Source organism: Candidatus Gracilibacteria bacterium (assembly GCA_041658685.1).
Classification (GTDB): domain Bacteria; phylum Patescibacteriota; class Gracilibacteria; order UBA1369; family UBA12473; genus JBAZZS01.
Genome location: JBAZZS010000001.1, coordinates 534171 through 560029 on the forward strand (window position 1 = coordinate 534171; position 25859 = coordinate 560029).

Sequence of the window (25859 nt, forward strand, 5' to 3'; positions counted from 1 at the left end):
CAGCGAAGTGCGCTCCCCCCGGCATTTCCTCAGCGCGAAAACAACTCGGAGAGGGAGTTCGCGAGGGGGAACCAGCCGTTCCCCTTTCGCATAATAAAAAGCCCTGTCTTGGCGGCGACCTACTCTACCATGGCTCAGACCATAGTACCATCGGCGCTGAATGGCTTAACGACTGTGTTCGGGATGGGAACAGGTGTACCCCATTCGCTATAGCCACCAAGACAGGACCTTTTATCAATTGAACAAACAAATGATGCAGTCCTCTCCCCTTTTTTACAAGGGAAAAAATAAATTAGGCGTTTATAAAATCAATATAATATCCATTCACAGAAATTGCACGTCAAAGAAAGATTGTACATTACAAAAATCAATGGTCTGTTAGTACTTCTCGGCTAAACACATCGCTGTGCGTACACCTGAAGCCTATCAACCCGGTAGTCTACCGGGAGACTCATAGGGATCTTTTTCTTGGAGGGGGCTTCCCGCTTAGATGCTTTCAGCGGTTATCCCGTCCGAATATGGCTACCCAGCTATGCCACTGACGTGACAACTGGTGCACTAGAGATTCGTTCACTCCGGTCCTCTCGTACTAGGAGTAACTCTCCTCAAAAATCCTTCAACCACGGCGGATAGAGGCCAAACTGTCTCACGACGTTTTGAACCCAGCTCGCGTACCACTTTAATCGGCGAACAGCCGAACCCTTGGGACCTTCTCCAGCCCCAGGATGTGATGAGCCGACATCGAGGTGCCAAACCGGATCGTCGATATGAACTCTTGGATCCGATCAGCCTGTTATCCCCGGCGTAACTTTTGTCCGATGAGCGACACCCCACCCACGTGGTGGTGCCGGATCACTTTCACCTGCTTTCGCATCTGTTCGACTTGTAGGTCTTACAGTCAAGCTCCCTTATGCGAATACACTATCGCGCTGATTTCCATCCAGCGCTAGGGAACCTTCGCGCGCCTCCGTTACTCTTTAGGAGGCATCCGCCCCAGATAAACTACCCAGCAAACACGGTCCCCCCAATAAAGGGGGTTAGAGTCAAAGTAACGCAAGAGTGGTATCTCAACGGTGGCTCAACCCCAACCGAAATCAGGGCCTCAAAGCCTCCCACTTATGCTGCGCAAGCATTACCTCAACCCAATGTCAACTTATAGTAAAGCTGCACAGGGTCTTTTCGTCCTGCCGCGGTCAATCGGTATTTTTACCGATATTATAATTTCACCGGATCTATCGCTGAGACAGTGCTCATGATCATTACGCTATTCGTGCGGGTCTGAACTTACCAGACAAGGAATTTCGCTACCTTAGGACCGTTATAGTTACGGCCGCCGTTCACCAGGGCTTGACTTCAAAGCTTCGATCCGAAGACCTAACTTATCCATGTGACCTTCTGGCACTGGGCAAGCGTCAGCCCCTATACATCCTCTTACGAGTTTGCAGAGACCTGTGTTTTTGATAAACAGTTGCATGAGCTCTTTAACTGCGGCCAATCCCTCTGCCGTTTAAAGCAAAGCGATTGGCAGACCTTATCCCGAAGTTACGGTCGCTATTTTGCCGAGTTCCTTAGCGATAGTTATTCCGTTCACCTTAGTATACTCTACCTATCCACCAGCGTTGGTTTGCGGTACGGAAACGTGCATTTCTCGCCTCGAAGTTTTTCTTGTCCGCTGAACACAGGAGGATCACTCCGCAAAGCGAAGCTTTCCATCACTTCTCGCCTCCTTCCCGAAGGAAGATCTCTTCTGATTTGCATGAAGAGATATAGACTTAAAGTTTAGACGTGAATTCATTAACACGCCCTCCTTCTCCAATGGCGTCACTCCTAGGCTAGCGCCGCTTTCCGCTGACCTGAATACTCATCAAAACCCCGAAGGGTCTTGAATCGCAAACAGGGGCTTCCAGCTTTGCTTGGGCGAAATGCCCGTTGTACAGGAATATTAACCTGTTGTCCATCGGTTACCCCGTTCGGGTTGGCCTTAGGACCGACTAACCCCAAGTCGATTAACGTGGCTTGGGAAACCTTGGACTTTCGGTGACCAAGTTTTTCACTTGGTTTACGTTACTTATGCCAACATCGTCACTTCCATTCACTCCACCGTACCTTACGATACGGCTTCACTGCGGAATGGAACGCTCCTCTACCACACCTTGTTCCCGAGGGAACAAGATATCCATGTCTTCGGTTGAAAGTTTGAGCCCCGTTGTATTATCAGCGCCAAATCTCGTCAAAAGACAGTAGACCAGTGAGCTGTTACGCACTCTTTAAAGGATGGCTGCTTCTAAGCCAACCTCCTGGTTGTCTGAGAGATCTGACATCTTTCTCCACTGAACTTTCATTAGGGACCTTAGACGATGGTCTGGGCTGTTTCCCTTTTGTCCGTGGCACTTAGCTGTCACGGACTGACTCCTGTGAGGTACATTGTGGTATTTGAAGTTTGTCTCGGTTTGGCAGACTTATTTCGCCCCCTAGCCGAAACAGAGCTCTACCCCCACAACTTAACGCACAAGGCTAACCCTTAAGTTATTTCGAGGAGAACCAGCTATCTCCAGGTTCGATAGGAATTTCTCCACTACCCACAGTTCATCCCACGATCTTGCAACATCGTTGGGTTCGGCCCTCCAGCCACTGTTAAGTGACCTTCAGCCTGACCATAGGTAGCTCACCTGGTTTCGGGTCTAGTGCATGAGACATAATCGCCTTTTAAGACTCGCTTTCGCTACGGCTTCGGGTAAATCTCCCTTAACCTAAGCCTCATACAACTAACTCGTTGGCCCGTACTACAAAAAGTACGCCGTGACCCCGCCGAAGCGAGGCGCCGACATCTTTTAAGCATAGAGTTTCAGGTTTATTTCATCCCCCTACCCGGGGTACTTTTCACCTTTCCCTCACGGTACTAGTTCACTATCGATCTCGAAACCTCTTTAGCCTTGGAGGGTGGTCCCCCCAGATTCAAACCGGATTTCACGTGTCCGATTTTACTCAGGTACCTATTCAACCGAATACATTGTTTTCGTCGACGGGGCTATTACCCTCTATGGCGACTCTTTCCAGAGTCTTTGACTAACAATGCAGTCGATTGCCGATCTCATCAGCAATCGGATACAGGCCCTACGACCCTCTCTCGGAAACGGCTGACACCTATCACGCCGAAAGAGTTTAGGCTGTTCCCTCTTCGCTCGCCACTACTAAGGGAATCTCAAAATTGATTTCTTTTCCGCAGGTACTAAGATGTTTCAGTTCCCTGCGTGTCCTCCCCGCAAATGCGGGGTAATTCCACATAACTGGAATTGGGTTTCCCCATTGGGAAATCCTCGAGTCAACGTCTGCTTAGCAACTCGTCGAGGCTTATCGCAGCTAACCACGTCCTTCATCGGAGTTTCGAGTCAAGGCATCCACTCTACGCCTTTTTTACAATTTAAGTAACGTACAATCTTTAACGTGCAATCCCTATAAATGGAATTGCACAACGAACTGACATTTTATATGCCAGTGAAATTATACTGACCTTAAACGCCTAATTTTCAAAGATCTAAAAAAAGTGTGCGTCTTGCACACCCCTAAACCTAAATAAACTAGGTTTGCAATTTAAGCTTAGGGTTGCGCAGGAGGAAAAATAAAGATCAACAGAGAAGATGTAAAAGATAAACTTTCCTAAATGCGGGGAGATTATAGGGAGCGAAAAAGGTAAAGTCAACACATTTTTTAGACTTTTTTTAAGCTGCGCCAAAATAGGGCCCCAAAGCGCCCATAAACCAAGCTTGAAGCGTGCCTGCGGCCCACATCAATCCCCCCAAAAAAGTAACCACGCCCAACAATAATAAAAAGGTATACGTTCCTCCTCCACCCAAATACTGCTCCGCAAATCCAATGTCTCCGATTTGACCTTTCACACGTTCCCGATACACGATGAGTAAAAAGCCTATAATTGAAACCGTGAATCCAACGACATATCGCATGGGAGAAATTTTAAAAAAATCGATACTTTTATTTAAGCAAAATTTAAGAAAAAATCCAAAGATTAAAAAAAGGATTGTTCTTTTAAGAGCCAATGTTTAAAATGCAGTTCGCATAAGAAAAAATCACTTTGGGGTTGTAGCTCAGTTGGCTAGAGCGCCTGGTTTGCAACCAGGAGGTCAGGGGTTCGAGCCCCCTCAACTCCACCAGCACGCATGGAGCGCAGCGAAGTGCGCTCCCCCTATTCTCTCTTCGCATTTTTTTCCTAGCATTTCCGTATCCCAGCCCTTGCACCGTGGGGATGTAGCTCAGTTGGCTAGAGCGCGTCGTTCGCAACGACGAGGTCGGCGGTTCGAGCCCGCTCATCTCCACCAAAGAAAAAATGTTTCACATTTTTTCTCTCTCCTGCATTTTCTACGCATTGTTTTCTTTCCTCTTTTTCTCAACAAAAGAAACTTTTTTACATACAAAAAATTTACCCTTTGGTTTCTCTGTGAAGTAGGAATGCAAAGGGAAACACAAAATGCAAAATACGAAGGAAAGAAAGAAGAAAAAAACGTAAAACGTTTTTTTCTGGTGGGCGGGGGAGGACTCGAACCTCCGACCTCAACATTATCAGTGTTGCGCTCTAACCAGCTGAGCTACTCGCCCGTAGGAAAAAGTTGAAAGTAAGGGTTAGTCCGCCGAAGGCGGCGTTTTGGAGCGAAAGCGGCGAAAACAAACTTGTTTGTTTAAAGCCGATTGAGCGAGAAAACGGTCCCGCGCAGCGGGACAAACCCGATGAGAAAACCTTGACCGAAGGGCACCATAGCTTTCCGCCCCGCGGAATGCTACTCGCCCTCCTTAAATTTAAAAGAACTTTTCGTACACGGAGTTTAAGGAACCCCTTTCCCAAAGTCAACGAAAAAAAGCGCAATCCATGCGCTTTCGTTTCGCCCAACCCTGACAGTCTTATTGTAATAGAGAATTTTTTGATCTACCGTTTTTTGGTCTTAAGCCACTTGCGCGACTTAGACCAGGCCTTGAATCCGAAGATTCAAAACCTCGACCTAGAAGTAATAATACTCCATAAAAGGAGGTGGTCCATCCGCAGGTTCTCCTACGGATACCTTGTTACGACTTAGTGCCAATCAGAGATTTCACCTTAGGTCCGCGAACGCGGAACTTCGGGTGCCCTCTCCTTTCATCACTTGACGGGCGGTGAGTACAAGACCCAGGAACATATTCAACGCGCCATGGCTGATGCGCGGTTACTAGCGATTCCAGCTTCATGGGGGCGAGTTGCAGCCCCCAATCCGAACTAAGATCGGTTTTAAAGGATTGGCTCCGCCTTACGGCTTGGCTACCCGTTGTACCGACCATTGTAGCACCTGTGTCGCCCTAGGTATAAAGGCCATGCTGATTTGACGTCATCCTTACCTTCCTCCCCGTTAAACAGGGCAGTCTTCTTAGAAAAATGCAACTAAGAACAAGGGTTGCGCTCGTTTACGGACTTAACCGAACACCTCAAGGCACGAGCTGACGACAACCATGCAGCACCTGTCACTGCGTTCCTTACGGCACTCTCACCTTTCGGCAAGATTCGCAGGATGTCAAACCTAGGTAAGGTTCCTCGCTTACTATCGAATTAAACCAGATGCTCCACCGCTTGTGTGGGTCCCCGTCTATTCCTTTGAGTTTTAGTCTTGCGACCGTACTCCCCAGGCGGGATACTTAATGTGTTAACGTCACCACTGATCCCGGTCGAGCGGGACCAACAGTTAGTATCCATCGTTTACGGCGTGGACTACCGGGGTATCTAATCCCGTTTGCTCCCCACGCTTTCGTCCATGAGTGTCAGAACTTAGCCAGTCAGCTGCTTTCGCTTTTGGTGTTCCTCGGTGTATCTACGGATTTTACCCCTACACACCGAATTCCACTGACCTTTCTAAGTCTCTAGTTTGCCAGTTTTGAGTACCATACCCCAGTTGAGCTAGAGTATTTAACACCCAACTTAACAAACCACCTGCGGACGCTTTACGCCCAATGATTCCGGGTAACGCTTGCACCATTTGTATTACCGCGGCTGCTGGCACAAATTTAGCCGGTGCTTATTCCTGGGGTACCGTCAAAATTCTTCCCCCAGAAAAGAAGTTTACACCCCGAGGGGCGTCATCCTTCACGCGGTGTTGCTCCATCAGGCTTTCGCCCATTGTGGAAGATTCTTTACTGCTGCCTCCCGTAGGAGTGTGGGCCATGTCGCAGTCCCACTGTGGCTGATCATCCTCTCAGACCAGCTACCCGTCATAGCCTTGGTGGGCCGTTACCTCACCAACTAGCTGATAGGACGCAGGCGCCTTTCATACCGGCCGAAGCCTTTACCCTTGCGGGACTATCCAGTATTAGCCACGCTTTCGCGTGGGTATCCCTGAGTATAAAGTAGCTACCAACGTATTACGCACCAATTCGCCGCTCCCAGCACCCTACCGACAACCGCGCAAACACATTAAGGGTTGTAAGCAAAGTGCTGGGCGCTCGACTTGCATGTATTAAACACACCGCCAGCGTTCACCCTGAGCCAGGATCAAACTCTCCATATAAAAAAGTTATGACCATCCTAGCTGGATGGAAAAAAATTCAAACCGAATTTCAAAGTGATAGACAAAGATTCTCTATTACAATCAAACTGTCAAGGAGCGCGTCTCCCGGGGCGCAAGGTTCTAAAAACACCTATTCCGTCAAAAGGAGCACGGTCATTCTATCAATGGTTTTTTAGATGTCAAACGATTTTTCAAAAAAAGTCCTAAAACCCCACTCCATTACAAGGCAATAAAACCAATTTACGTCATCGGATAGAACATACCCACATCTATAAAAAAGAGGTATACTGTTAAAGAACCTTTTTAATTTTTACTTTTAAAAAATCAAAAAAATGAACACGTCCTCCACGGCTCACAGCCAAAAACAAATCAAAAACAGTATTTTGATTCCCACCGTCATCGAACGAACACACGAAGGCGAACGCTCATACGACATTTACTCACGCTTACTCAAAGATCGCGTTCTTTTCTTAGGAAGCGCCATCAACGACCAAGTGGCCAACTCCATCATCGCGCAATTGCTCTTCTTGGAAAAAGAGAATTCAACAAAAGACATCATTATGTATATTCAATCCCCGGGCGGACACGTCACCGCGGGCTTGGCGATTTACGACACCATGCAATACATTCGTCCGGATGTATGCACCGTATGTATAGGAATGGCCGCGTCCATGGGAGCCGTGTTATTGGCCGCCGGAGCTAAAGGGAAACGCTACGCTCTTACCCATGCCGAAATCATGATTCATCAACCCTTGGGCGGAGTCGAAGGACAAGCGTCGGACATTGAAATCCATGCCCGTCATATCATTCAAACTAAAAAACGACTCAACACAATTCTGGCTCACCATTCCGGTGCCCCATTCAAGACCGTTGAAAAAGACACGGACCGCGACAACTTTATGACTGCGGAAGAAGCCATGAAATACGGCCAATACGGCTTGATCGACAAAGTCATCACACGCCCGCCGGTGGAACTTTCAAAGTAAAACGTTTTTAAACAAGTGGGAGAGGAAAATTTTTGTGAAAATTTTCAAGGATACGCATGGAGCGTAGCGGAATGCGCTTGAGAAAATCATTGAATATCAGCGAATTATTGAAAATTCAACACGTGGCTGAAAATGGGGCATCCTTCTCAAGGACACTCACTTCGTTCGTGTCTGGTGAACAAAAATTCTTCCTTCCCGCTTGTTTCTAACAAAGGGAAAAAAATCAAAATGCGACACTTCGCTTCGCTACGTGTCTTAGCAGACGATCTCCTCAGGAGCGATCGAACCGCGGTGGCCAAAGAGACATCAATGACCTTATACAATAGAATTCGGCTCTTCCCTCAAAGAAGGATCTGTTGTTCCCGAAGCCTTTGATTTTTTCGACTTAAAAGAAACATCTGATTTTTGCTTAGCCTTGAGCACGGCAAAATCAATGATTTTCCCCGCCACATCCACTCCCGTGGCTTCCGTAATTCCCTCAAGCCCGGGGTTGGCATTGAGCTCCATGACTACGGGACCGGTTTTTGTTCGCAACAAATCCACTCCCGCCAAATCCAAACTAAAAGCACGCGTGGCATCCAACGCCAATTTTTCTTCTTCTTTTGTTAAAACAACGGGAATTCCTTTTCCTCCACACCCGATATTGGACCTAAAATCCCCTCGTTTTGATTTTCTCTCCATAGACGCAATCACCTTATTATTCACCACAAAAACACGAATATCATGCCCCGCGGACTCCTTTACATATTCTTGAATAAGCAAACTCCGATTCTGTGCATCCGCCCAAATAATATCCAAGGCCGACAAAAGAGATCGACGACTTTCCACAATCGCCACTCCCCTTCCCAACGACCCGTGTGGCGTCTTAATAATAATAGGAAATCCGCCCACGCGCTTAATCGCATCATCCATATATTCAAAACGTTTCAAAATCACGGTTTTAGGCATTTTAATTCCCGCATGACTCAAAATTTGAAGCATACGAATTTTATTTTTCGCGCGCATCACCGGCATATAACCGTTCACCAATTTCATCCCCATTAAAAGGAGATGTTTATTAAGAGTCAGTTCCAAATCCACATTATTGCAAACACTCGGACGCGGAATGATCACATCCATTTTCGGAAAAGGATTCCCCCCGTAAAACACCTTCATCTCTCCATTTTCATAAAAAAGCTGACAACGTTCGAATCGAAACACTTTCATGGTGTGACCGCGAGCCCGACCCGCAGCCAACAACAACTTATCGTGCGCGGAAAGACGCCTCGATTTGAGACTGGTCCTCCACCACTCCGAATTGTAAACCAAGATACCAATATTCATCGCGACGAATTGTAAGGGCATGCAAAATAAAAGCAAGCAAAAGAGCCTTGTCGCTTGAGAGAAAAACCCCTACAATCAAAGGAGCTCTGCAAGGGTTATCTTCTCTTTAAAAAAATCTCCACATGCAAAAAATAAAAAATCCGACACTTCGCTTCGCTGCGTGTCTACTCGCGACTCTGGCCTTTTTACTCCCCGGTTGTGGAGACGGCGACACAGCCACCACCGAGCCCATCAGCCAAATTGAACCCATCGCTTTTTACCGTGCCATTGAAATTCAAGATCTTGGAATGCAAGTCCCTGAAAATTGGGAAACCATCACCGAATTTTCTTCTCAATACCCAAAAAACACGCTGGTCGCCTTTCGCAACAATGTGCAAGATCACGACTTTATCGCCAATATCAATGTGGTCCAAAACCCGGTGACCGAAGGCACCCAAAGTGCGGATTACGCGCTCACCATGCTGAACACGCTCTCGGGCCAATTGGTGAATTTTAAAAAAATCAGTCAAACCGATTTTAATGTGAATATTGCCGGCACCTCAGTCCCCACATATTTAATTGAATTTGAGGGCACCAACGACTCCACCGAGCCGGTGCGCAAATTCATTCAACTCTATGCCGTAAAGGGAACCACGGCTTATATTGTAACCGGGACGTATGACGCCTTGGACACGCAACTCGCGATTGATCAAGTTAAGCAAAGTTTGAAGACGGTGTATTTGAAGTAAATAAGCGAGCACAATTGGAATCTGGCCCGAAACAAATAAAAACCCATGGCTTGGGGAGCTTTGGAGATGGAGATGATTTTCATGAGAAATAAATTAAAAAAGCATCAACTTGCCATTTTGCGAAAAATATAATTTAATTTGAAAGAATTTAACATAACTTTATGGAAATTCGAAAACACGATCCCCGTACATGCGAGCGCGGACCAGACGACGCATACATTGGAACGCTCCGGCCCAGAGGAATCCCTTGGGGTCTTCCGGACACAGCCGCACGCCGAGAAGCTCCACAAATTTTATTGAATTTTGACGCTTTTGAAACAATTTTAAAAGAAGCCGCTAACATTCTAAATCAAAAAAACCTAGAAATAATACTGACTCAATTAATACAAGCCCTTGAATTGATGATAAAAGAGGAAAGAGAAAGACAAAAAACTGTATATGAAATGGCAAAAGAAAATGCCTGTTGGAAAATACATGCCGACTACATGCACCCACATTTTCAAAACTATATGAAAATTCTCGAACTCGCGCTACGAACTGCCATTGAATTATTGGGAAGATCGATACATCGAGAATTATCAACCGAAGGGGCTCTAGAATTTCCAATAGAACCCACTCAAAAATTCGATTTGGATTTCATCCGAGGAACACTTTTGGATTTAAGGACACTTTTGCGAATAACCCATGAGCAAGTGGTAGTTAGAATGGCAAAAAGACAGGATCATAAAAATTAGTAGTGGTGCCCGGGGTGGGAGTCGAACCCACACGACTTTTTAGGTCAAGGGATTTTAAGTCCCCCGTGTCTGCCATTCCACCACCCGGGCGGAGCACATTTTATTGGAGGTGCGAACCGGAATTGAACCGGTGTACGCGGTTTTGCAGACCGCTGCGTAACCACTCCGCCATCGCACCAAAATTTTCAAAAATCAAACGCCACGTCATCATAACATATGGTGGGTCAGGTGGGTATCGAACCCACGGCCAATTGCTTAAGAGGCAACTGCTCTACCCCTGAGCTACTGACCCACATTCACAAACGATTCAATGAACAAAGCGGCGCTATTTTAATGAAAAAAACCGGGAAGACCAAGAGGAATTTATAAAATCCACTGTAGTGTTCATCTTTTTGTTAGAAAAATTTAATCATCACCTGCTATAGTAAAGCCATGAGACTCAAAACCATCTTCGTCTGCCAATCGTGCGCCGCACAAAGCCCAAAATGGGTTGGAAAATGCCCCCAATGCAACGCGTGGAACAGCTTGATCGAAGACACGATTCGCACCGACTCTCCGGCCAAAGAGCGCCAACACCGCAACCTTCAAACCCCAATCCCCACTCCCCTTTCAGAAACCTTAACAAACATGGAACGCACGCCCACCGGAATTAATGAATTCGACCGCGTGCTCGGCGGCGGTTTGGTCAACGGAAGTCTACTCCTTTTAGGAGGAGAACCCGGGATTGGAAAATCCACGCTCACTCTCGAGCTTTGCGAAGGGATCAGTAAATCCAAATCAAAAATCCTTTACATTTCCGGAGAAGAATCCGTGGCCCAAATCGCGCTCCGCGCCAAACGCTTGGGAATACGATCCGAAAAACTCCTGCTCGTGAATGAAACATTCCTCGAGCCAATTTTATCGCTACTGGATCAACAAAAACCCGATTTCGCAATCATCGATTCCATTCAAGTCATGTCCACTGAAAACGCCGAAGGCATGGCCGGCGGCATCACCCAAGTTCGCGCGTGCGCCGAAGCGCTCATGGAACACGTGAAATCAAAAAACATGTCCCTGCTCATCGTGAGCCATGTGACCAAAGACGGAAATCTCGCAGGCCCCAAAACTCTCGAACATCTTGTGGACACGGTTCTTTATCTCGAAGGCGATCGTTACCACGACTTACGCCTCCTCCGAGGAGTTAAAAATCGATTCGGATCCACTCAAGAAGTTGGAATTTTCGAAATGACGGAAACCGGGCTCAAAGAAGTTTCCAATCCTTCTCAAATGTTGCTCAAGCATCGCCCGAATAATCCGCTCGGATCCTGTCTGACCGTCACCCTGGAAGGCACTCGCCCGCTCCTTGTCGAAATTCAAGCCCTCACTCACACCACCGCTTTTGGTTATCCCAAACGTGCAGCCTCGGGATTCGACCTCACTCGGCTTGAATTACTCATCGCCGTGCTTCAAAAACATGCAGGCCTCAATCTCGGCAATCAAGACGTTTATGTAAATGTGGTGGGCGGACTCAAAATCAAAGATCCTTCCGTAGATCTTGCGGTCTGCCTCGCCATCGCCTCTTCTTTTTATAAAAAACCTCTAGCCCAAGACCTCACCGCATTCGGAGAAATCGGACTTTCCGGAGAAATCCGTGAAGGAAACCAACATAAAAAACGACTGCACGAAGCCAAACAATGGAGTTCTCAAATTCTAGTTCCCGGAAAAATCAACACCCTCAAAGAAATGCTGGGAATGATTTAATTATTGTCTCGTACACCCCGGATTTTCTTCCCCGTTATAAAGGAAAGCGGTGCATACATTCAAGATGCATTGCGGAGCTGCGGACCACGGCCCATTGCACCCATCCAAACATTCCATATCGGAATCAATATTTTCGGCATACCATTCTACATTGAGCGTCCCATACGCGCAAGAATTCATGCAATCCGCATCGGTTTCACAATAATAAGCCATCTTATTGTTTTCTACGGTTTTAAATACCCAAATCCCAATCCCCACTAAAAAAAGAAACCCTATAAAAACAAAAATTTTACGCATAAAAATAAATTGAATTAAAAAAATTATTGGTGAGTACAATTGGAAGCCGGCAACCCATCTTCTCGAAAAGCGACACAACTGTTTTCAATGCATTGAGGCGCCGCCATCCGGTCTCCGGCACACCCATCGTCACACAATTCTTCTTGCCCTTCAAACCAAGAAAAATTAACCGCTCCATACCCACACGAATTCACACAATCCAAATCCATTTCACAATAATATTTCATCTCATCACTCACTACGGGCTCAGACGTACAAGCACTCAAAAAAACAACGCCCATCATTAGCCCAAAAAACAACCGCGACTGCCCCCTCCAAAATGAATTTTTCATTAAATTTTCATTAAAAAATAATTACAATTTCATCCCAAAAAATTGGATCGCATTCTGAGTCGTCTCCTCTTCAATTTTCCCTACAGATCCATGCCGCACCTCAGCCACCGTCTCAACCAATCGGGGAAGAAACGACGATTCATTCTTTTTCCCGCGCAAGGTCTGATGCGGCAAAAACGGCGCATCGGTTTCCAAGAAATAGCGATCCGGCGGGCACGCAGCCACCACTCGACGCAACTCCTCACTCTTGGGATAACTCACCACCGCCGTAAACGACGTATGCCACCCTTTTTCCCAAATTTTCTGGGCCGCTTCCAAGTTTTCCGAGAAACAATGAAAAACCACACGCAACATCTTTTCCTCCTCCAAAATCGCAAAAACATCCTCAAACGCCTCACGACAATGAATAATCACCGGCAAATTTACTTTTTTAGCGAATTGCAACTCCTCGCGAAACACGCGTTGTTGCTCCTCTTTTGTGATTTTCATATGAAAATAATCGAGCCCAATCTCTCCAATGGCCACAATTTTCGTAGAGCCCGATGCCCGATCCTCCTCAATTTTTTGTGAAAAAGTCGTCCCCACAGACAAATCCCATCCCGCGCCATCATACGGATGCACGCCCAATGCACAAAAAACCGACTCATGTTTTTGAGCCAATTCAAGACCTTTTAACGAACTCGTCACATCAAAACCAACCGTGATCAATGGCGACACTCCCGCCGCTTGCGCACGCTCAATCAACGCGCGACTCGCCTCGTCCGTCTCAACAAAACCGGGAAAATAAAGATGGGTATGAGTATCGATGAGCATTGCGCAGATTCTATCGTTTCTATAAAAAATTCACAAACCATTGCCACCTATCAATCTCCCTGCTAAACTACTCCATGTTCTTCTCGTAAAAAAAATCTCATGAATCGCCTCAACTTTGCATCTTCGGCCGTTTCCGAAAAAAACTCATCTGTTCGAGGCGCTTTTGGAGAATACTTTTTTTACTTTAACTGATCCTTTGCCGTAGGGAAGCGCTCTGCATTCAAATTTCTTCCTCGCGGCACACGAGGATTTTTTTTGTTTATTATTTTTTTAACCCCTTTTACAATGGGTACCAAATCGTTTAGTCCCGTATTCGCCCCTCATATGACTCGCCCTTATCTTTATTAAAGCCTCCGCTTCTTCTCATCCTTTAAAACCAGACACCATGATCATCATCATGAAACGCAACGCTCCGGAAACCGAGGTTCAACGCATCATTGACGAAATGCGTGCCGCCAAACTTCAACCCATGCCCTTAATCGGCACCGAACGCGTGGTCATCGCAGTCATCGGAGACGAGCGAGGTCTCGATGTTTCTCATATCAAATCCCTGCCAGGCGTCAGCGACGTTATGCCGGTTTTACAACCGTACAAACTCGCAGCGCGCGACACCAAACACGAAAACACGATCATTGACATCAATGGCGTCAAAATCGGAGGAAAACAAATCGTAGTCATGGCCGGACCATGCTCTGTCGAAAGCGAAGAACAAATCAACGAATCCGCCAAAGCCGCGAAAAAAGCCGGAGCCACCATCTTGCGCGGAGGAGCGTTCAAACCGAGAACCACGCCCTACGCCTTTCAAGGCATGGGCGAAGCAGGCCTCAAAATCATGCGCAGTGCTGCGGACTCAAACGGTTTATTGGTCGTCACCGAGCTCATGGACACGCGCGATGTAAATTTAGTTTCCAAATACTCGGACATTGTCCAAATCGGGACACGCAACATGCAAAACTTCAACCTATTAAAAGAAATCGGGAAAACGCAAAAACCGGTTTTGCTCAAACGCGGGCTCTCGAGCACAATTAAAGAATGGCTTCTCGCTGCGGAATACATCATGAGTGAAGGCAACCATAAAGTGATGTTGTGTGAACGCGGAATCCGCACGTTCGAACCGGAAACACGCAACACATTCGACATCAATGCCATCCCGTTAGTGAAAGAACTCAGCCACTTACCCGTGATCGCAGACCCAAGTCATGGAACCGGAAAACGCATTCTCGTAGCCCCTGTGGCTCGTGCCGCGATTGCGGCCGGAGCCGACGGTCTCATCATCGAAATGCACCCGCATCCGGATCAAGCCATGACCGATGGGGATCAATCCGTCACCCCGGAGATGCTCGTGGACATGATGAAAGACTTCAAAAAAATCGCAAAAGCGGTAGGCAGAGAGTTATAAAAAATAACTAAAAACAAGTGGTCAGGAAGAATTTTTATTCGCATGGGAACGAAATGCCTCGGATCATGATTCTCGGCATTTCTTCCTTAAAAATGCTCACAAAAATTTTCCTCTCCCACTTGTTTTCTGCTTAATTTCTTCAAAAATTTAGGATATATTAAAAACACTTTTTAATCCTCCCTCCCCATGTGGCTCACTCGCGTTTCTTCGTCTCATTTCCTCAAACTTCTCAACTGGCGCGACGATTCGTATGAAATCCAAATCGAACCCGGATTGTTTCAAAAAATTCCCGCAGACCTCAAGGATCAAGAATTCGGCGAAAAATATTGCATCGTCACCGACACCAACACGCGTAAATTTTACGGAGAACGATTGCTCAAAGCCTTACACGAAGCCGGATTGGAAGCCAGCATGATCTCGTTCCAAAGTGGCGAAGGTCGAAAAACACTCGAAACCATTGGAAAATTAGCGGAACAAATGGTACAGCTCGGACACCATCGCACGTCCTGCGTCATCGCCTTGGGAGGCGGTGTGGTGGGCGACATCGGTGGATTTTTAGCCTCGATTTTCATGAGAGGAATCCCATTCGTGCATGTGCCCACCACCTTATTGGCCATGGGCGATTCCGCAATTGGCGGAAAAACCGGAGTAGATCTCCGCATCGGAAAAAACTTGGTGGGAACCACGGCCCAACCACAAAAAGTCTATGTCGACCCGGCCCTGCTCGCGACTTTACCTAAAAAACAGATTCAAAATGGCCTCGCGGAAATCATCAAGCACGGACTCATTGCGGATCGAAAAATTTATAAAATCCTTAAAAAATTCCCAGAAGACGCGGGCAATGCCAACACCGTGCTTCTGACCAAACTCCTCATCCGTTCCTGCAAAGTCAAAACGCGCATTGTGGAAAAAGATGAACGCGAAACCGGAGTGCGCATGCTTCTCAATTATGGACACACCATCGGCCACGCCATTGAATACGCCAGCGGCTACCGCCTCAGCCACGGCCAAGCCATTGCCATTGGTATGAACCTCGAAAATCGCCTTGCCGTAGATCTCAAACTTCAATCCCCCAAAACCTGCGAACAAATCGAGCAAGTCCTCCGCTCTCTCGGCTTGCCCACGCGTCTCCCGGACAAACTCGAGCGCGAGCCTATCCTTAAAGCCATTCGCCGCGACAAAAAACACACGGCTCACGGATTTACGTTTGTGCTGTTAAAACGCCCCGGAAAACCCAAAATTGTACGAGGCATCACAGAGGATCAGGTGCGGGCAGTGCTATAACAGACCCGCAGTGAAGCCGTAAGGCAAACGAAGGGTCGCATCCTGCATTTTCTTCTCTATTAACTCCTTCATGAATGTATGGTTCGAGACGCCACTTTGTGGCTCCTCACCATGACATAAACATTTTTCCCTTCTTCCCCCATGCCAAAACTTTCCATTTCAATCCCCGGTTCCAAAAGCTATACCAATCGCGCCCTACTCATGGCTGCTTTGGCCTGCGGAAAAACCACGCTCAAACACGCGCTTTTAGCAGATGATACTCAAGTGATGATTCAAGCGCTCAAAGATTTGGGAGTAAAAATTCAACAAAAAGGGACCACACTCACCGTTACGAGCACAGGCCAATTTAAAAAGCCTAAAAAACCATTGTACCTGGGTAATGCCGGGACCGCAGTCCGATTTCTCACCGCGATTTTAGCCAACGAACCGTTCACAACACGCATCGAAGGCGACGCGCGTATGAACGAACGTCCGCTCAAGGATTTGCTCGACGCTCTTACGACAATGGGCGCCAAAATTGAAAGCAACAACGGCTGCCCTCCACTCACGATCCACGGAAAACCGCTCATTCAAAAATCCGTCCAAATTCGAGGAAATTTAAGCAGCCAATATATTTCTGCCTTACTCATTTTAGCGCCGAGATTACCCCACGGTTTAACCTTAAAAATCAAAGGAAAACTCACATCAAAACCCTATGTAGAAATGACGCTTTGCTTAATGAATAAATTTTTTATACAAACTCCCAAGAAAGCACCCGGTCGAACTCTAAAAATACTCCATCAAAATTACCAAACAACAACACTTACGATCGAAGCCGACGTCTCAAGCGCCTCTTACTTTTTTGGACTCGCAGCCATCACCGGGAAAACAATTACAGTGAAAAATATTTCTTCAAAAACGCTCCAACCCGACATCCAAATTTTAAAACATCTCAAAAAAATGGGATGCCAAATTCAAGAAGGAAAAAATCAAATCACGATCCACGGACCTCTTTCACCCAAAACGCTCAAACCATTGGGCACCGTAGATGCCAACGAATTTCCGGATGGCGCCATGACCTTGGCCGTGGTCGCCGCCTTTGCAAAAGGAAAAACGACCTTAAAAGGACTCGGTAATCTAAAAATCAAAGAATCCGACCGCCTTTCCGCTCTCGCCACAGAACTCCAACGCATGGGTGTGAAAGTAAAAAAACTCAAAGACGGCCTAATCATCTTCGGAAATCCAAAATCCCTTCACCCCGCCACGATCGAAACCTATAACGACCACCGCATGGCCATGTGCTTTGGAATGGCAGGATGCGTACTCCCCGGGCTCGTGATTAAAAATCCGAGCTGTGTAGGAAAAACGTATCCGGGGTTTTGGGAGGATCTTAAAAAGATAAAAAATCATTCTAGGGCGGAAGGAAAAAATTTGTGAACGAAAATTCCTTTCCTTTCACCCTTACAATCAAATCAATAAATTCGACACTTCGCTTCGCTACGTGTCTGAGCGACCAGTCGCCGCAGGAGCGAACGAACCGCGGTGGCCAAGAATCCTTCTCCTCGGATCACCTCATGTGACATCATTTTCTCCATCTTATGCCCAATATTCACTCCAAAATCACACCATCTTCACTCCCAATCCGTCGCGCCACCTTCCTCATCAGCGCACAAAAATTCCTGGCCCAAGCCATCCTTTTTTACTGGGGCATTTATTTCACGAACATCGGCCTTTCCGGCGCTCAGCAAGGCATTCTTTTCGCCATTTTCCCTATTGTGACCCTTCTCGTGGTCGTGCCCATCGGATTTCTCAATGACCGCATCCCCTCCAAATATTTAAGCGCCCTGGGCTTCATCCTCCTGGCCAGCGATTTTATCGGATTCGCGGTCTTCAACAATTTCCAAATTTTCATCTTGGTCTCAATCTTGGGAGGCATCGGGACCAACCTAATCACCTTGTCGGTCGACAGTTTTTTCTACAAAAACAGCAACCGCGAAAAAAGCAAAGAAATCGGGTCTTATGTTGGAACATTCCTTCTCGCCTCGGGATTGGGAACATTCACCGGGGGCACGATGTTGCAATTTCTCACTTTTCAAACATGGCTCTACACCCTCTCGGGCGTGACCCTTCTCATGGCATTATTTTGCCTAACGCTTCCCAAAAACATCATTTTCAAAGAAAAAATAAAAGCCTACAAAAACGACCTTTGGAATTTTCGAGTGGTGGCGTTCATCCTAGTCATCTTTTTATGGGCATTCCATTTTGGCGCGGAAAATACTTCATACGGCCTCTTTTTACGTGAAAATTTACACCTCTCCTATCAAGTCATGGGGCTATACACCGGACTCGCGATCATGACCATGTACGGATGGAGCCGGTACGCAAGCGTGCTCATTCATCACGGCATGTCTGTCACAAAAATATTAACCATCGGGCTGATCGCTGCAGCCATAGGCCAACTCATCATGACAATCCCCTCTCTTCCCATTTCCTTCCTGGGGCGACTCATTCATGAAGGAGGCGACGCATTTGGATTCGTTTTTTTGTATCATGGCGTTCGCAAACTCTTCCCGCAAGAACGAGTGGGAGGAAGCGCGGGAATAATGCGATTTTCAGACGCAAGCGGCGCTATGTTGGGAGCATTTCTTTTTGCTCCCTTGGGTTCAACCTATGGCAATTCTTATGTTTTTTGGGTCAGTTCGGGACTGATTGTACTTGCCCTGCCTTTTGTGTATTTTTTAAGAAAAGATTTAAAGCATTAAAATGAACCTTATTCTTACCGGCATGCGGTGTTCGGGAAAAACACGACTGGGTCGCGATATTGCGAAAAAATTAAATCGTCCTTTTTTTGATATCGATCAGGAAATCGAACACATGATGAACAAAAAAATTGATCAATTCGTGAAAGAAAAAGGATGGCCTGCGTTTCGTAATCTGGAAAAAAGAGTTACCCAACGTCTGGCAAAAGAAAAAAATGTTGTTATCTCCACCGGCGGAGGAACTTTCATGGATCCGCAAAACGCTAAAATTTTTAAAAAAAATGGAATCGTGATCTTTCTCAACGCATCCCTTCCCCTGCTCAAAAAACGCTTACAAAAAAGTTACGCCCGCCCCTCACTCACCGGCACACAATCGTCCCTCCAGGAATTGGATAAAATCTGGAAAGAACGAAAACCCGTTTATGAACGTGTAGCAGATCTTATCTACACCGTTAAAGAGAAAAACAACGTCGCACCACTTCTAAAAAAAATCAAAAAATCTCCTCAATTTATAAAAAATGAATGCAAAAAATGCGGCGCTTTGGAATGCCCGTGCCATACGCTCATCATCGGCTCCGGCATCGCCGGGCTCAACTTTGCGCTACACGCGGCACAATACGGAAAAGTCGTGGTTCTCACAAAAAAACTCGCCGCCGAAACCGGAACCAACAAAGCCCAAGGCGGAATCGCCGCAGTCCTGGACAAGGCCGACCGTTTTGCCGCCCATGTTCAAGACACGTTCGAGGCCGGAAGCCTTCACAACAACCGAAAAGCGGTTGAATTCATGGTAAAAAACGGACCCGCGGCCGTCATGCAACTCGTGGAATTTGGGGTGCCGTTTGCTACCGATAAAACCGGAAAACTGCTCCTCACCAAAGAAGGCGGTCACCACGCCCGACGCATCGCGTTTGTCGGAGACTACACCGGCATGGAAATCGAACGCATTTTGGTGGAAAAAGTAAAAAATCATCCCAATATCGAACTCCTTGAACACACGTTTGCCCTCGACCTTTTGGTAAAAAATAAAACCTGTTATGGAGTACGAGTCATTCATGCCGGGAAAATTCAAAATCTATACGCCGCCAATACCGTGCTCGCCACCGGCGGACTCGGGCAAATTTACAAATACACCACCAATCCGGCCATCTCGACAGGAGACGGAATCGCCATGGGTCTACGCATTGGCCTCTCTGCAAAAGACATCGAATTCATTCAATTTCACCCCACGGCCTTCAAACTCGGAGGTCGAACAAAATTTTTACTCAGTGAAGCGTTACGAGGCGAAGGAGCTCTCCTTAAAAATAAAAAAAATGAACGATTTATGAACGGCGTTCATCCTCTGGCAGAACTGGCGCCTCGAGATGTCGTGGCTCGCGCTGTGTATCAGCAAGATTTGAACGGAGGCGCTTTTCTCGACATGCGTCATTTGCATGGAGATGAAATCAAGTTGCGCTTCCCTCAAATTTATCAAAAACTCAAAACATTTAACCTCGACCTCACCAAAGACCTCATCCCCATTGCCCCGGCCGCGCATTACTTATGCGGCGGTCTCAAAACCAACCTCAATGGCGAAACCGGGGTACGAAACCTGTACGCCTTCGGTGAAGTGGCCTGGACCGGGGTTCACGGCGCCAACCGACTCGCCTCCAATTCTTTACTCGAAGCCCTCGTGTTCAGCGGCCAAGTTCAAAAAAAGATCGCGCACCGTTCTACGCCGGCGTCTTTCCCGAATTTTCCAGTTCCAACTTACCAAAGACCAACCGCAACTCAACTCAAACGTCTACGCACGATTCAAACCCAAATTCGAGACCTATTGTGGGAAAACGTAGGCATTATTCGCCATCCTTCGCGCATGCAGCTCGCGTTACGCCAACTTCAAGCCCTCGAAAAATCATTTCCAAAAACCTCCAAGTCTATCAATGAACAAACTCAAGAAACCCACAACATGCTCGAAACCGCCAAAGCTGTAACTCAAGCATGCATTAAAAGAAAGAAAAGCTTGGGGAATCATTGGGTGGAGTAAAAAATTCTGTTATAATTGCGGCATGACTATCCAAACCATCAAACGACAAATCATTCCCATTCTCAAACTCGAAGGAGTCACAAAAGCCTCCATTTTTGGGTCTTTTGCCACAGGCGATGAAACCGAACGTAGCGATGTAGATCTTTTAGTACGATTTCAAGGAGGAGCCAGCCTCTTGGATCTTTCTCGGCTTAAATTAAAACTTGAAGAAAAAATCGGACGAAAAGTCGATATTTTGACCTACGATTCCGTACACCCTTATCTTAAAAAGATCATCTCAGACGAACAAAAACTCATCTATGAAAAAAAATCCTAAAATTTTCATCAAACATATCCGTGACAGCATCAAAGAGATTGAAAAATACGCTCGCGGCACCAATAAAGAAAAATTTAGCGGGATGAAAATGCTTCAAGATGCCCTTATTAGACGCATTGAAATCATTGGCGAAGCGGTTAAACAATTACCGCCTGCGTTCAAAAAACAATATCCGGAAATCGCATGGAAAGAAATTGCCGGGATGAGGGACATTCTCATTCATGAATATTTTGGCGTGAATATCAATGTGGTATGGAAAACCATTCAAAAAGACATTCCAAAACTCAAGGAACAAATCGAGGAATTGCTTGAGAGGCTTGGGTAAAGTTTACTGAGAAAGAGTCATCGCAGTAATACGTCGAGAAAGCTCGGCGGCTTCTTCAACTAAACTACCCGCTTGAGCTTCTAATGCTTGTACCTCAGCCACAAAAACCCAAAGAGGAGAAGGCCTTTCCGAAGTTCGATTTACAAAACCAGATTCCGGGGCAAGTCCTAAACTCCCGACTCCCGGATTATAAGCTCTTCGAGTCCCCACTCGTTCATTTTCTGTTGCATTCGTCGGGAATGAACGATTTGTCGCAACAAAAATTTGCACCGGATCAGCACAAGTTATTCCTGACGATTTTTCCCATGTTGCAAAAGCATTTCTCACATCTTCCAAGCGAATCCCTTCATCGGTGACGCGAACACGTGCCGTTAACAACGGCAATTCCGCAGAAATGGCATCCAATTCCACCTTTTTAGCTTTCAATTTTTCTTTCCATCCTTCTAATTGCGTTCGTTTCGCGCCTCCTTCTGAAAAATCACTGGCCGGAGCATCCGTCGGTAACCCATTAAGCATAGTTTCCATTTCGACTTTCAGTGTCTCCGTACCCTTTACCACAGTGGCTACTCGAGCTTCCAAAATCTTTTTCTCGGCATCTAATTTTCCCTGAGCACCTTCTTGAGCCGAAGATCGCTCCGCATCCGTAACATCCACCGCTTCGCCTAAAGAGTCTCCAAGAGAGCCTGCATATCCATTTAATTGCCCCACCGTCATATGAGGAACCGTACAAGCATTCATTAAATTTTGGCCAGTGACTTCAACGGTCGGTTCTCCCCCCACACGGTAAACGCCCATTCCTTGAGCTTCCGCTGCTAAAGGAGTAACGGCTAACATTGCGGCAGCGACGGCAGGTTTTGAAATGCCCATATTTGATAATTTTATAAATATAATAAAAAAAAGGACACCTTAATTGTCCCATAAGAAGAAGAAGAAGTCAAGATCGAAAATTGGATGCATGAAAAAGCGCACTTCGCTTCGCTACGTGCGTGTTCAGCACGCCCTAGCCAACATCTCCTCCTGATCCGCTTTTTTCAACGCCTCAACGATTTCGGCGATATTCCCATCCATAATACCCGGCAAATTGCTCCAACTCACTTTGATGCGGTGATCCGTGACCCGATCTTGAGGGAAATTATACGTGCGAATTTTTTCCGAACGATCCCCGGTTCCGATCTGGGAAAGACGGGCTTCGCCCAACTCTTTTTGACGTTTTTCCTGCTCCATGGCGTACAAACGCGAACGCAAAACTCCCATGGCCTTGGCTTTATTTTTCAACTGTGATTTTTCATCCTGACAGATCACCACCAACCCGCTGGGCAAATGCGTGATGCGCACCGCCGAATCCGTAGTATTCACCGACTGCCCACCATGCCCTCCGGCGCGGAAAACATCAATCCTCAAGTCCTGATCTCGGATTTGAAGATCCAATTCTTCCACCTCAGGCAAAACCGCCACGGTCGCAGTGGACGTGTGAATTCGCCCCTGAGCCTCAGTCACGGGCACGCGCTGAACCCGATGCACTCCACATTCGTATTTAAGAAGCCCAAACGCCTGAGGCCCTTCCACTTTAAAAATAATTTCACGAACCCCTCCGCCCTCATTTTCACTTTTATCGATCAAATTGACCTTAAGATTCAACGATTCCGCATAACGAAAATACATACGCGACAACTCCTCGGCAAACAGCGCAGCCTCATCCCCACCTGCCCCGGCTCGAATCTCAAAAATACAATTTTTACTGTCATCCGGATCCACCGGTAAAAGTGCCACACGCGCCGCCTCAATGATCTGCCCCTGTTTCAATTTTGCAGCCGCAATTTCAGCTTCCAAAAACGCATGCGTTTCAGAATCCGTATCCTCTTGCATCATTTTTTCCGCTTCTGCCAACGTGTCTTCGTTTTGTTGAAGTTCGTGATACACCTTGGCGCGCGACTGAAGTTCAATACGACGACGCACCAATTTTTGATAAAGGGGTTGATTGGAAATCACAGCCAAATCCGACATCTTGGCTTCCACTTCAACGAGTTCATCTGCAAATTTTTTAAGTTTTTCGAGAATTAACATAAGAAAACAATAAAAATATTTAAAGGCTTATGTCGTGGTGAGCTTGTCGAACCACACATTCATCAGACACGTAGCGCAGCGGAGTGTCATATCCCGCATTTTCAAAGCTTCTTCTTGAGGTCATGGGAATGAAATGCAGGGAATCGGACACTTACTTCGTTCGTGTCTGTTCGAGAACCTCAGGGTGACTTTGGCAACTCTACAATAAAATATCGATCCAAACCAGCCAAATCCGTATGAAATTCAATTTGAACTGAGGGATCGGGAAAATAATGCCGTAACTCCTGCTCTAGTGCGGCTTTTTGCAAAGAACCAAATTCGCCTAAAATCCATCGGGGGCACCAAGCTTTCACCCCCTTTCCCCCCACTTGTTTCGCGTTGCCTGAACAACTAATTTGCTCAAACAATCGCCGATACAAATCCAACCCATCCGAACTTGCAAAAAGGGCAACATGAGGCTCGAATTTCTTCACGGATTTTTCAACAAAATTAAATTTTTCAGTGCCAATATACGGCAAATTCGCCACAATCACATCAGGTCTCAAAGCCTCCCTAGGAAAGCTTTCCAAAAGATCGGAAATAAAAAAAGAAACTCGCTTAGAAAGCCCCAATCGCTCCGCATTTTCACGGGCCACCTCAATGGCTTCGGGAGAAACATCACTCGCAAACACTTGCGCCTGAGGAAGCGTATGTGCCAACGCCAACGCAATCGCCCCACACCCGGTTCCAACATCCAAAATTCGCGGCTCCGTCAACCCTGAATCCTGCACTCGCGCCAAAACCGCCTCCACCAAATGCTCGGTCTCAGGCCGTGGGACCAAAACGCGCGAATCCACTTTAAATTTCAACCCAAAAAATTCCTTTTCGCCGATCAAATAAGCGACAGACTCCCCTTTTCCAAATCGAGACCACAAATGCGCCAAACGATCGGACTCTTGAGAAGAAAACTCATATTCCGGATGCGAAAAAACCCATTCCTTGCTCTTGTCCAGGACATAGCCGACAATCAATTCCGCAGCCAAACGATCAGAAGGGGTTGTAGAAGCCAAAAAAGAGCCGAGGGTGGGATCATTCATATTAATAAAAAATCTTGTAATAAGGGAGGTGCGGGGATTTTTGAGGATATTTCTCCGAGCAAGAGGGAAAGGGAAATTTTTGTGAAAATTTTTAAGGAAGAGGACACGAGAATCATGATCCGAGTGTCCGACTCCCATTTGAACAAAAATTCTTCCTTCCCGATTGCTTTTCAAAATGCGGGGATCGGACACGCCGCCCTTAAATGAGATTTCAATAAAAGAGGCCGCCTTATCGACGACCTCTTTTTTGTGTTCCTAATAGAACTTCATTTTTTCACGTTTCGCTCGGTAGAATTCACGTTTCAACGCCGCCTGACGTTGCAACCGCCTGGTCAACGGTTTCTTGCGATAACGTCGTTCCCTCAAGACACGCACAACACGAGAACGTTGGACCGCATGGTCAAAACGAGATAAAAACCGATCGAATGATTCCTTAGTGTTTTTCCAAACAGAAATCATATAAAACCTCCTTTAAGGTCTGAATAAAAAAATAACGTCCGGAGTATAAGGAGCAATCGGGACGAAGTCAAACTTTTTCAACCCAATAAAAGCCAAAAAAGTGTGCGCGTGCACACTTTTTGCCTCAAATAATGGCTTATTTAAGCCATTTTAATACTTAAAAAACCATAAGGAAATACAGGGAAATATATCGATTTACTTCTCTTTGTTGCAGGACTTTTATTTTCTTTTCCCCAGCGTCCGGGTCACAAACCCATACACATCCTCTGAAATGGCATACACACGCCCATCTTGGACCGCCAAAACGCCGCCCAAGATGTCTTCGGCGTCTTCTACTTCGAACACCCAAAAATCCCCAAACGAAGGGCTAAAACGAAATTGTTGAGGCGAATCCGTGGATTGCAAACGCTCGATTTTCCGCAAGAAATTCGACAAAACGCCCATATCAATCCAAGTGTCATTTTGAGACGAAGCGCGTGGCATATTCAAAAAGATTTTATTTTTGTTATCTATCTATTTTACAGGAGAAAAATGAGCAAGTCAATCTGTTCCAATAAGATCCCTGACCTAAGACGAAACGTGCCTTTCCCGGTACGCACGGCTCAACAAAACGAATTAAAATAAAACTGAATATCAGCCCTCGCTGAAAAATTGAATAACTGTCCATATTCAACCGCTACTCA

21 protein-coding genes, 6 tRNA genes and 3 rRNA genes are annotated in these 25859 nt (G+C 46.5%); 13 read left to right on the forward strand and 17 right to left on the reverse strand.

All coding sequences use genetic code 25. The features are described from left to right. Positions 1–106: 106 nt before the first annotated feature. From rrf to WC882_02185, 3 genes are all read right to left on the reverse strand, one after another. Positions 107–221: ribosomal RNA gene (gene rrf, locus WC882_02175) — 5S ribosomal RNA — on the reverse strand. Positions 222–358: 137 nt separating this feature from the next. After that, positions 359–3427: ribosomal RNA gene (locus WC882_02180) — 23S ribosomal RNA — on the reverse strand. A 292-nt stretch (positions 3428–3719) separates the two neighbouring features. Continuing rightward, positions 3720–3962, reverse strand: a complete 243-nt coding sequence (locus WC882_02185) for a hypothetical protein (protein MFA5842462.1) — start codon at positions 3960–3962, stop codon at positions 3720–3722. Positions 3963–4092: 130 nt separating this feature from the next. Between WC882_02185 and WC882_02190 the strand changes: the two genes are divergently transcribed. Both WC882_02190 and WC882_02195 read left to right on the forward strand, forming a co-directional pair. Further along, positions 4093–4169 (forward strand) — tRNA-Ala (locus WC882_02190). Positions 4170–4257: 88 nt separating this feature from the next. Then, positions 4258–4334: transfer RNA gene (locus WC882_02195), tRNA-Ala, on the forward strand. A gap of 200 nt (positions 4335–4534) precedes the next feature. Here WC882_02195 and WC882_02200 read toward each other — a convergent pair. Continuing rightward, positions 4535–4611: transfer RNA gene (locus WC882_02200), tRNA-Ile, on the reverse strand. Between the two features lie 420 nt (positions 4612–5031). Beyond that, positions 5032–6539 (reverse strand): 16S ribosomal RNA (locus tag WC882_02205). Together the 16S, 23S and 5S rRNA genes with 3 tRNA genes alongside form the textbook arrangement of a ribosomal RNA operon. A 332-nt stretch (positions 6540–6871) precedes the next feature. Between WC882_02205 and clpP the strand changes: the two genes are divergently transcribed. Continuing rightward, positions 6872–7525, forward strand: a complete 654-nt coding sequence (clpP, locus tag WC882_02210) for an ATP-dependent Clp endopeptidase proteolytic subunit ClpP (protein ID MFA5842463.1) — start codon at positions 6872–6874, stop codon at positions 7523–7525. Positions 7526–7840: 315 nt separating this feature from the next. Here clpP and WC882_02215 read toward each other — a convergent pair whose 3' ends face one another. Beyond that, the gene (locus WC882_02215) at positions 7841–8848 is read right to left on the reverse strand and encodes a RimK family alpha-L-glutamate ligase (protein ID MFA5842464.1); all 1008 of its coding nucleotides are present in this window, start codon (positions 8846–8848) and stop codon (positions 7841–7843) included. Between the two features lie 122 nt (positions 8849–8970). Here WC882_02215 and WC882_02220 point away from each other — a divergent pair, with 122 nt between their 5' ends. Next, positions 8971–9576 carry a hypothetical protein gene (locus WC882_02220; GenBank protein ID MFA5842465.1) on the forward strand — a complete coding sequence of 202 codons (606 nt, stop codon included), beginning with the start codon at positions 8971–8973 and terminating at the stop codon, positions 9574–9576. Between the two features lie 161 nt (positions 9577–9737). Further along, positions 9738–10310: a hypothetical protein gene (locus WC882_02225; GenBank protein ID MFA5842466.1), complete on the forward strand. Its 573-nt coding sequence runs from the start codon at positions 9738–9740 to the stop codon at positions 10308–10310. Positions 10311–10313: 3 nt separating this feature from the next. Here WC882_02225 and WC882_02230 read toward each other — a convergent pair. From WC882_02230 to WC882_02240, 3 genes are all read right to left on the reverse strand, one after another. Next, positions 10314–10400, reverse strand: a tRNA-Leu gene (locus tag WC882_02230). A gap of 14 nt (positions 10401–10414) precedes the next feature. After that, positions 10415–10488 (reverse strand) — tRNA-Cys (locus WC882_02235). 39 nt (positions 10489–10527) lie between these two features. Continuing rightward, positions 10528–10602: transfer RNA gene (locus WC882_02240), tRNA-Lys, on the reverse strand. Positions 10603–10742: 140 nt separating this feature from the next. Here WC882_02240 and radA point away from each other — a divergent pair. Then, positions 10743–12050: a DNA repair protein RadA gene (radA, locus tag WC882_02245; protein ID MFA5842467.1), complete on the forward strand. Its 1308-nt coding sequence runs from the start codon at positions 10743–10745 to the stop codon at positions 12048–12050. Here the strand turns inward: radA and WC882_02250 are convergent, their stop codons facing one another. The 3 genes from WC882_02250 to WC882_02260 are packed head-to-tail and all read right to left on the reverse strand — an operon-like array spanning position 12051 to position 13492. Further along, positions 12051–12347: a hypothetical protein gene (locus WC882_02250; protein MFA5842468.1), complete on the reverse strand. Its 297-nt coding sequence runs from the start codon at positions 12345–12347 to the stop codon at positions 12051–12053. A 23-nt stretch (positions 12348–12370) separates the two neighbouring features. Then, positions 12371–12679, reverse strand: coding sequence for a hypothetical protein (locus WC882_02255; GenBank protein ID MFA5842469.1), 309 nt, complete (start codon positions 12677–12679; stop codon positions 12371–12373). Between the two features lie 21 nt (positions 12680–12700). Beyond that, positions 12701–13492 (reverse strand): TatD family hydrolase, encoded by a 792-nt coding sequence (locus WC882_02260; GenBank protein MFA5842470.1) that lies wholly within the window; start codon positions 13490–13492, stop codon positions 12701–12703. Positions 13493–13877: 385 nt separating this feature from the next. Here WC882_02260 and aroF point away from each other — a divergent pair, with 385 nt between their 5' ends. The 7 genes from aroF to WC882_02295 all read left to right on the forward strand — a co-directional run bounded on the left by aroF (position 13878) and on the right by WC882_02295 (position 21577). Beyond that, complete coding sequence (gene aroF, locus WC882_02265) at positions 13878–14891, forward strand: 3-deoxy-7-phosphoheptulonate synthase (GenBank protein ID MFA5842471.1); 1014 nt, start codon at positions 13878–13880, stop codon at positions 14889–14891. A gap of 186 nt (positions 14892–15077) precedes the next feature. Further along, positions 15078–16175 (forward strand): 3-dehydroquinate synthase, encoded by a 1098-nt coding sequence (aroB, locus tag WC882_02270; GenBank protein MFA5842472.1) that lies wholly within the window; start codon positions 15078–15080, stop codon positions 16173–16175. A gap of 141 nt (positions 16176–16316) precedes the next feature. Continuing rightward, complete coding sequence (aroA, locus tag WC882_02275) at positions 16317–17633, forward strand: 3-phosphoshikimate 1-carboxyvinyltransferase (protein MFA5842473.1); 1317 nt, start codon at positions 16317–16319, stop codon at positions 17631–17633. Between the two features lie 119 nt (positions 17634–17752). Then, positions 17753–18916 carry an MFS transporter gene (locus WC882_02280; GenBank protein MFA5842474.1) on the forward strand — a complete coding sequence of 388 codons (1164 nt, stop codon included), beginning with the start codon at positions 17753–17755 and terminating at the stop codon, positions 18914–18916. A gap of 1 nt (position 18917) precedes the next feature. Beyond that, positions 18918–20936 (forward strand): L-aspartate oxidase, encoded by a 2019-nt coding sequence (nadB, locus tag WC882_02285; GenBank protein MFA5842475.1) that lies wholly within the window; start codon positions 18918–18920, stop codon positions 20934–20936. Between the two features lie 22 nt (positions 20937–20958). Continuing rightward, complete coding sequence (locus tag WC882_02290; GenBank protein ID MFA5842476.1) at positions 20959–21252, forward strand: nucleotidyltransferase family protein; 294 nt, start codon at positions 20959–20961, stop codon at positions 21250–21252. Next, positions 21236–21577, forward strand: a complete 342-nt coding sequence (locus tag WC882_02295) for a DUF86 domain-containing protein (GenBank protein MFA5842477.1) — start codon at positions 21236–21238, stop codon at positions 21575–21577. Before WC882_02290 ends, WC882_02295 begins: the two co-directional genes overlap by 17 nt. A 3-nt stretch (positions 21578–21580) precedes the next feature. On the opposite strand, the gene WC882_02300 is transcribed toward WC882_02295, so the two are convergent. The 5 genes from WC882_02300 to WC882_02320 all read right to left on the reverse strand — a co-directional run bounded on the left by WC882_02300 (position 21581) and on the right by WC882_02320 (position 25659). Then, the gene (locus WC882_02300) at positions 21581–22444 is read right to left on the reverse strand and encodes a hypothetical protein (protein MFA5842478.1); all 864 of its coding nucleotides are present in this window, start codon (positions 22442–22444) and stop codon (positions 21581–21583) included. 111 nt (positions 22445–22555) lie between these two features. Then, on the reverse strand, positions 22556–23641 hold the full coding sequence (gene prfA, locus WC882_02305; protein MFA5842479.1) for a peptide chain release factor 1: 1086 nt from the start codon (positions 23639–23641) through the stop codon (positions 22556–22558). Then, positions 23635–24717, reverse strand: a complete 1083-nt coding sequence (prmC, locus tag WC882_02310; GenBank protein ID MFA5842480.1) for a peptide chain release factor N(5)-glutamine methyltransferase — start codon at positions 24715–24717, stop codon at positions 23635–23637. The genes prfA and prmC overlap by 7 nt, the downstream gene beginning before the upstream one ends. Before the next feature lie 255 nt (positions 24718–24972). Next, a complete protein-coding gene (locus WC882_02315) occupies positions 24973–25176 on the reverse strand; it encodes a hypothetical protein (protein MFA5842481.1) in 204 nt (67 codons plus the stop codon). A 219-nt stretch (positions 25177–25395) separates the two neighbouring features. Beyond that, positions 25396–25659, reverse strand: coding sequence for a hypothetical protein (locus tag WC882_02320; protein ID MFA5842482.1), 264 nt, complete (start codon positions 25657–25659; stop codon positions 25396–25398). Positions 25660–25859: the final 200 nt, after the last annotated feature.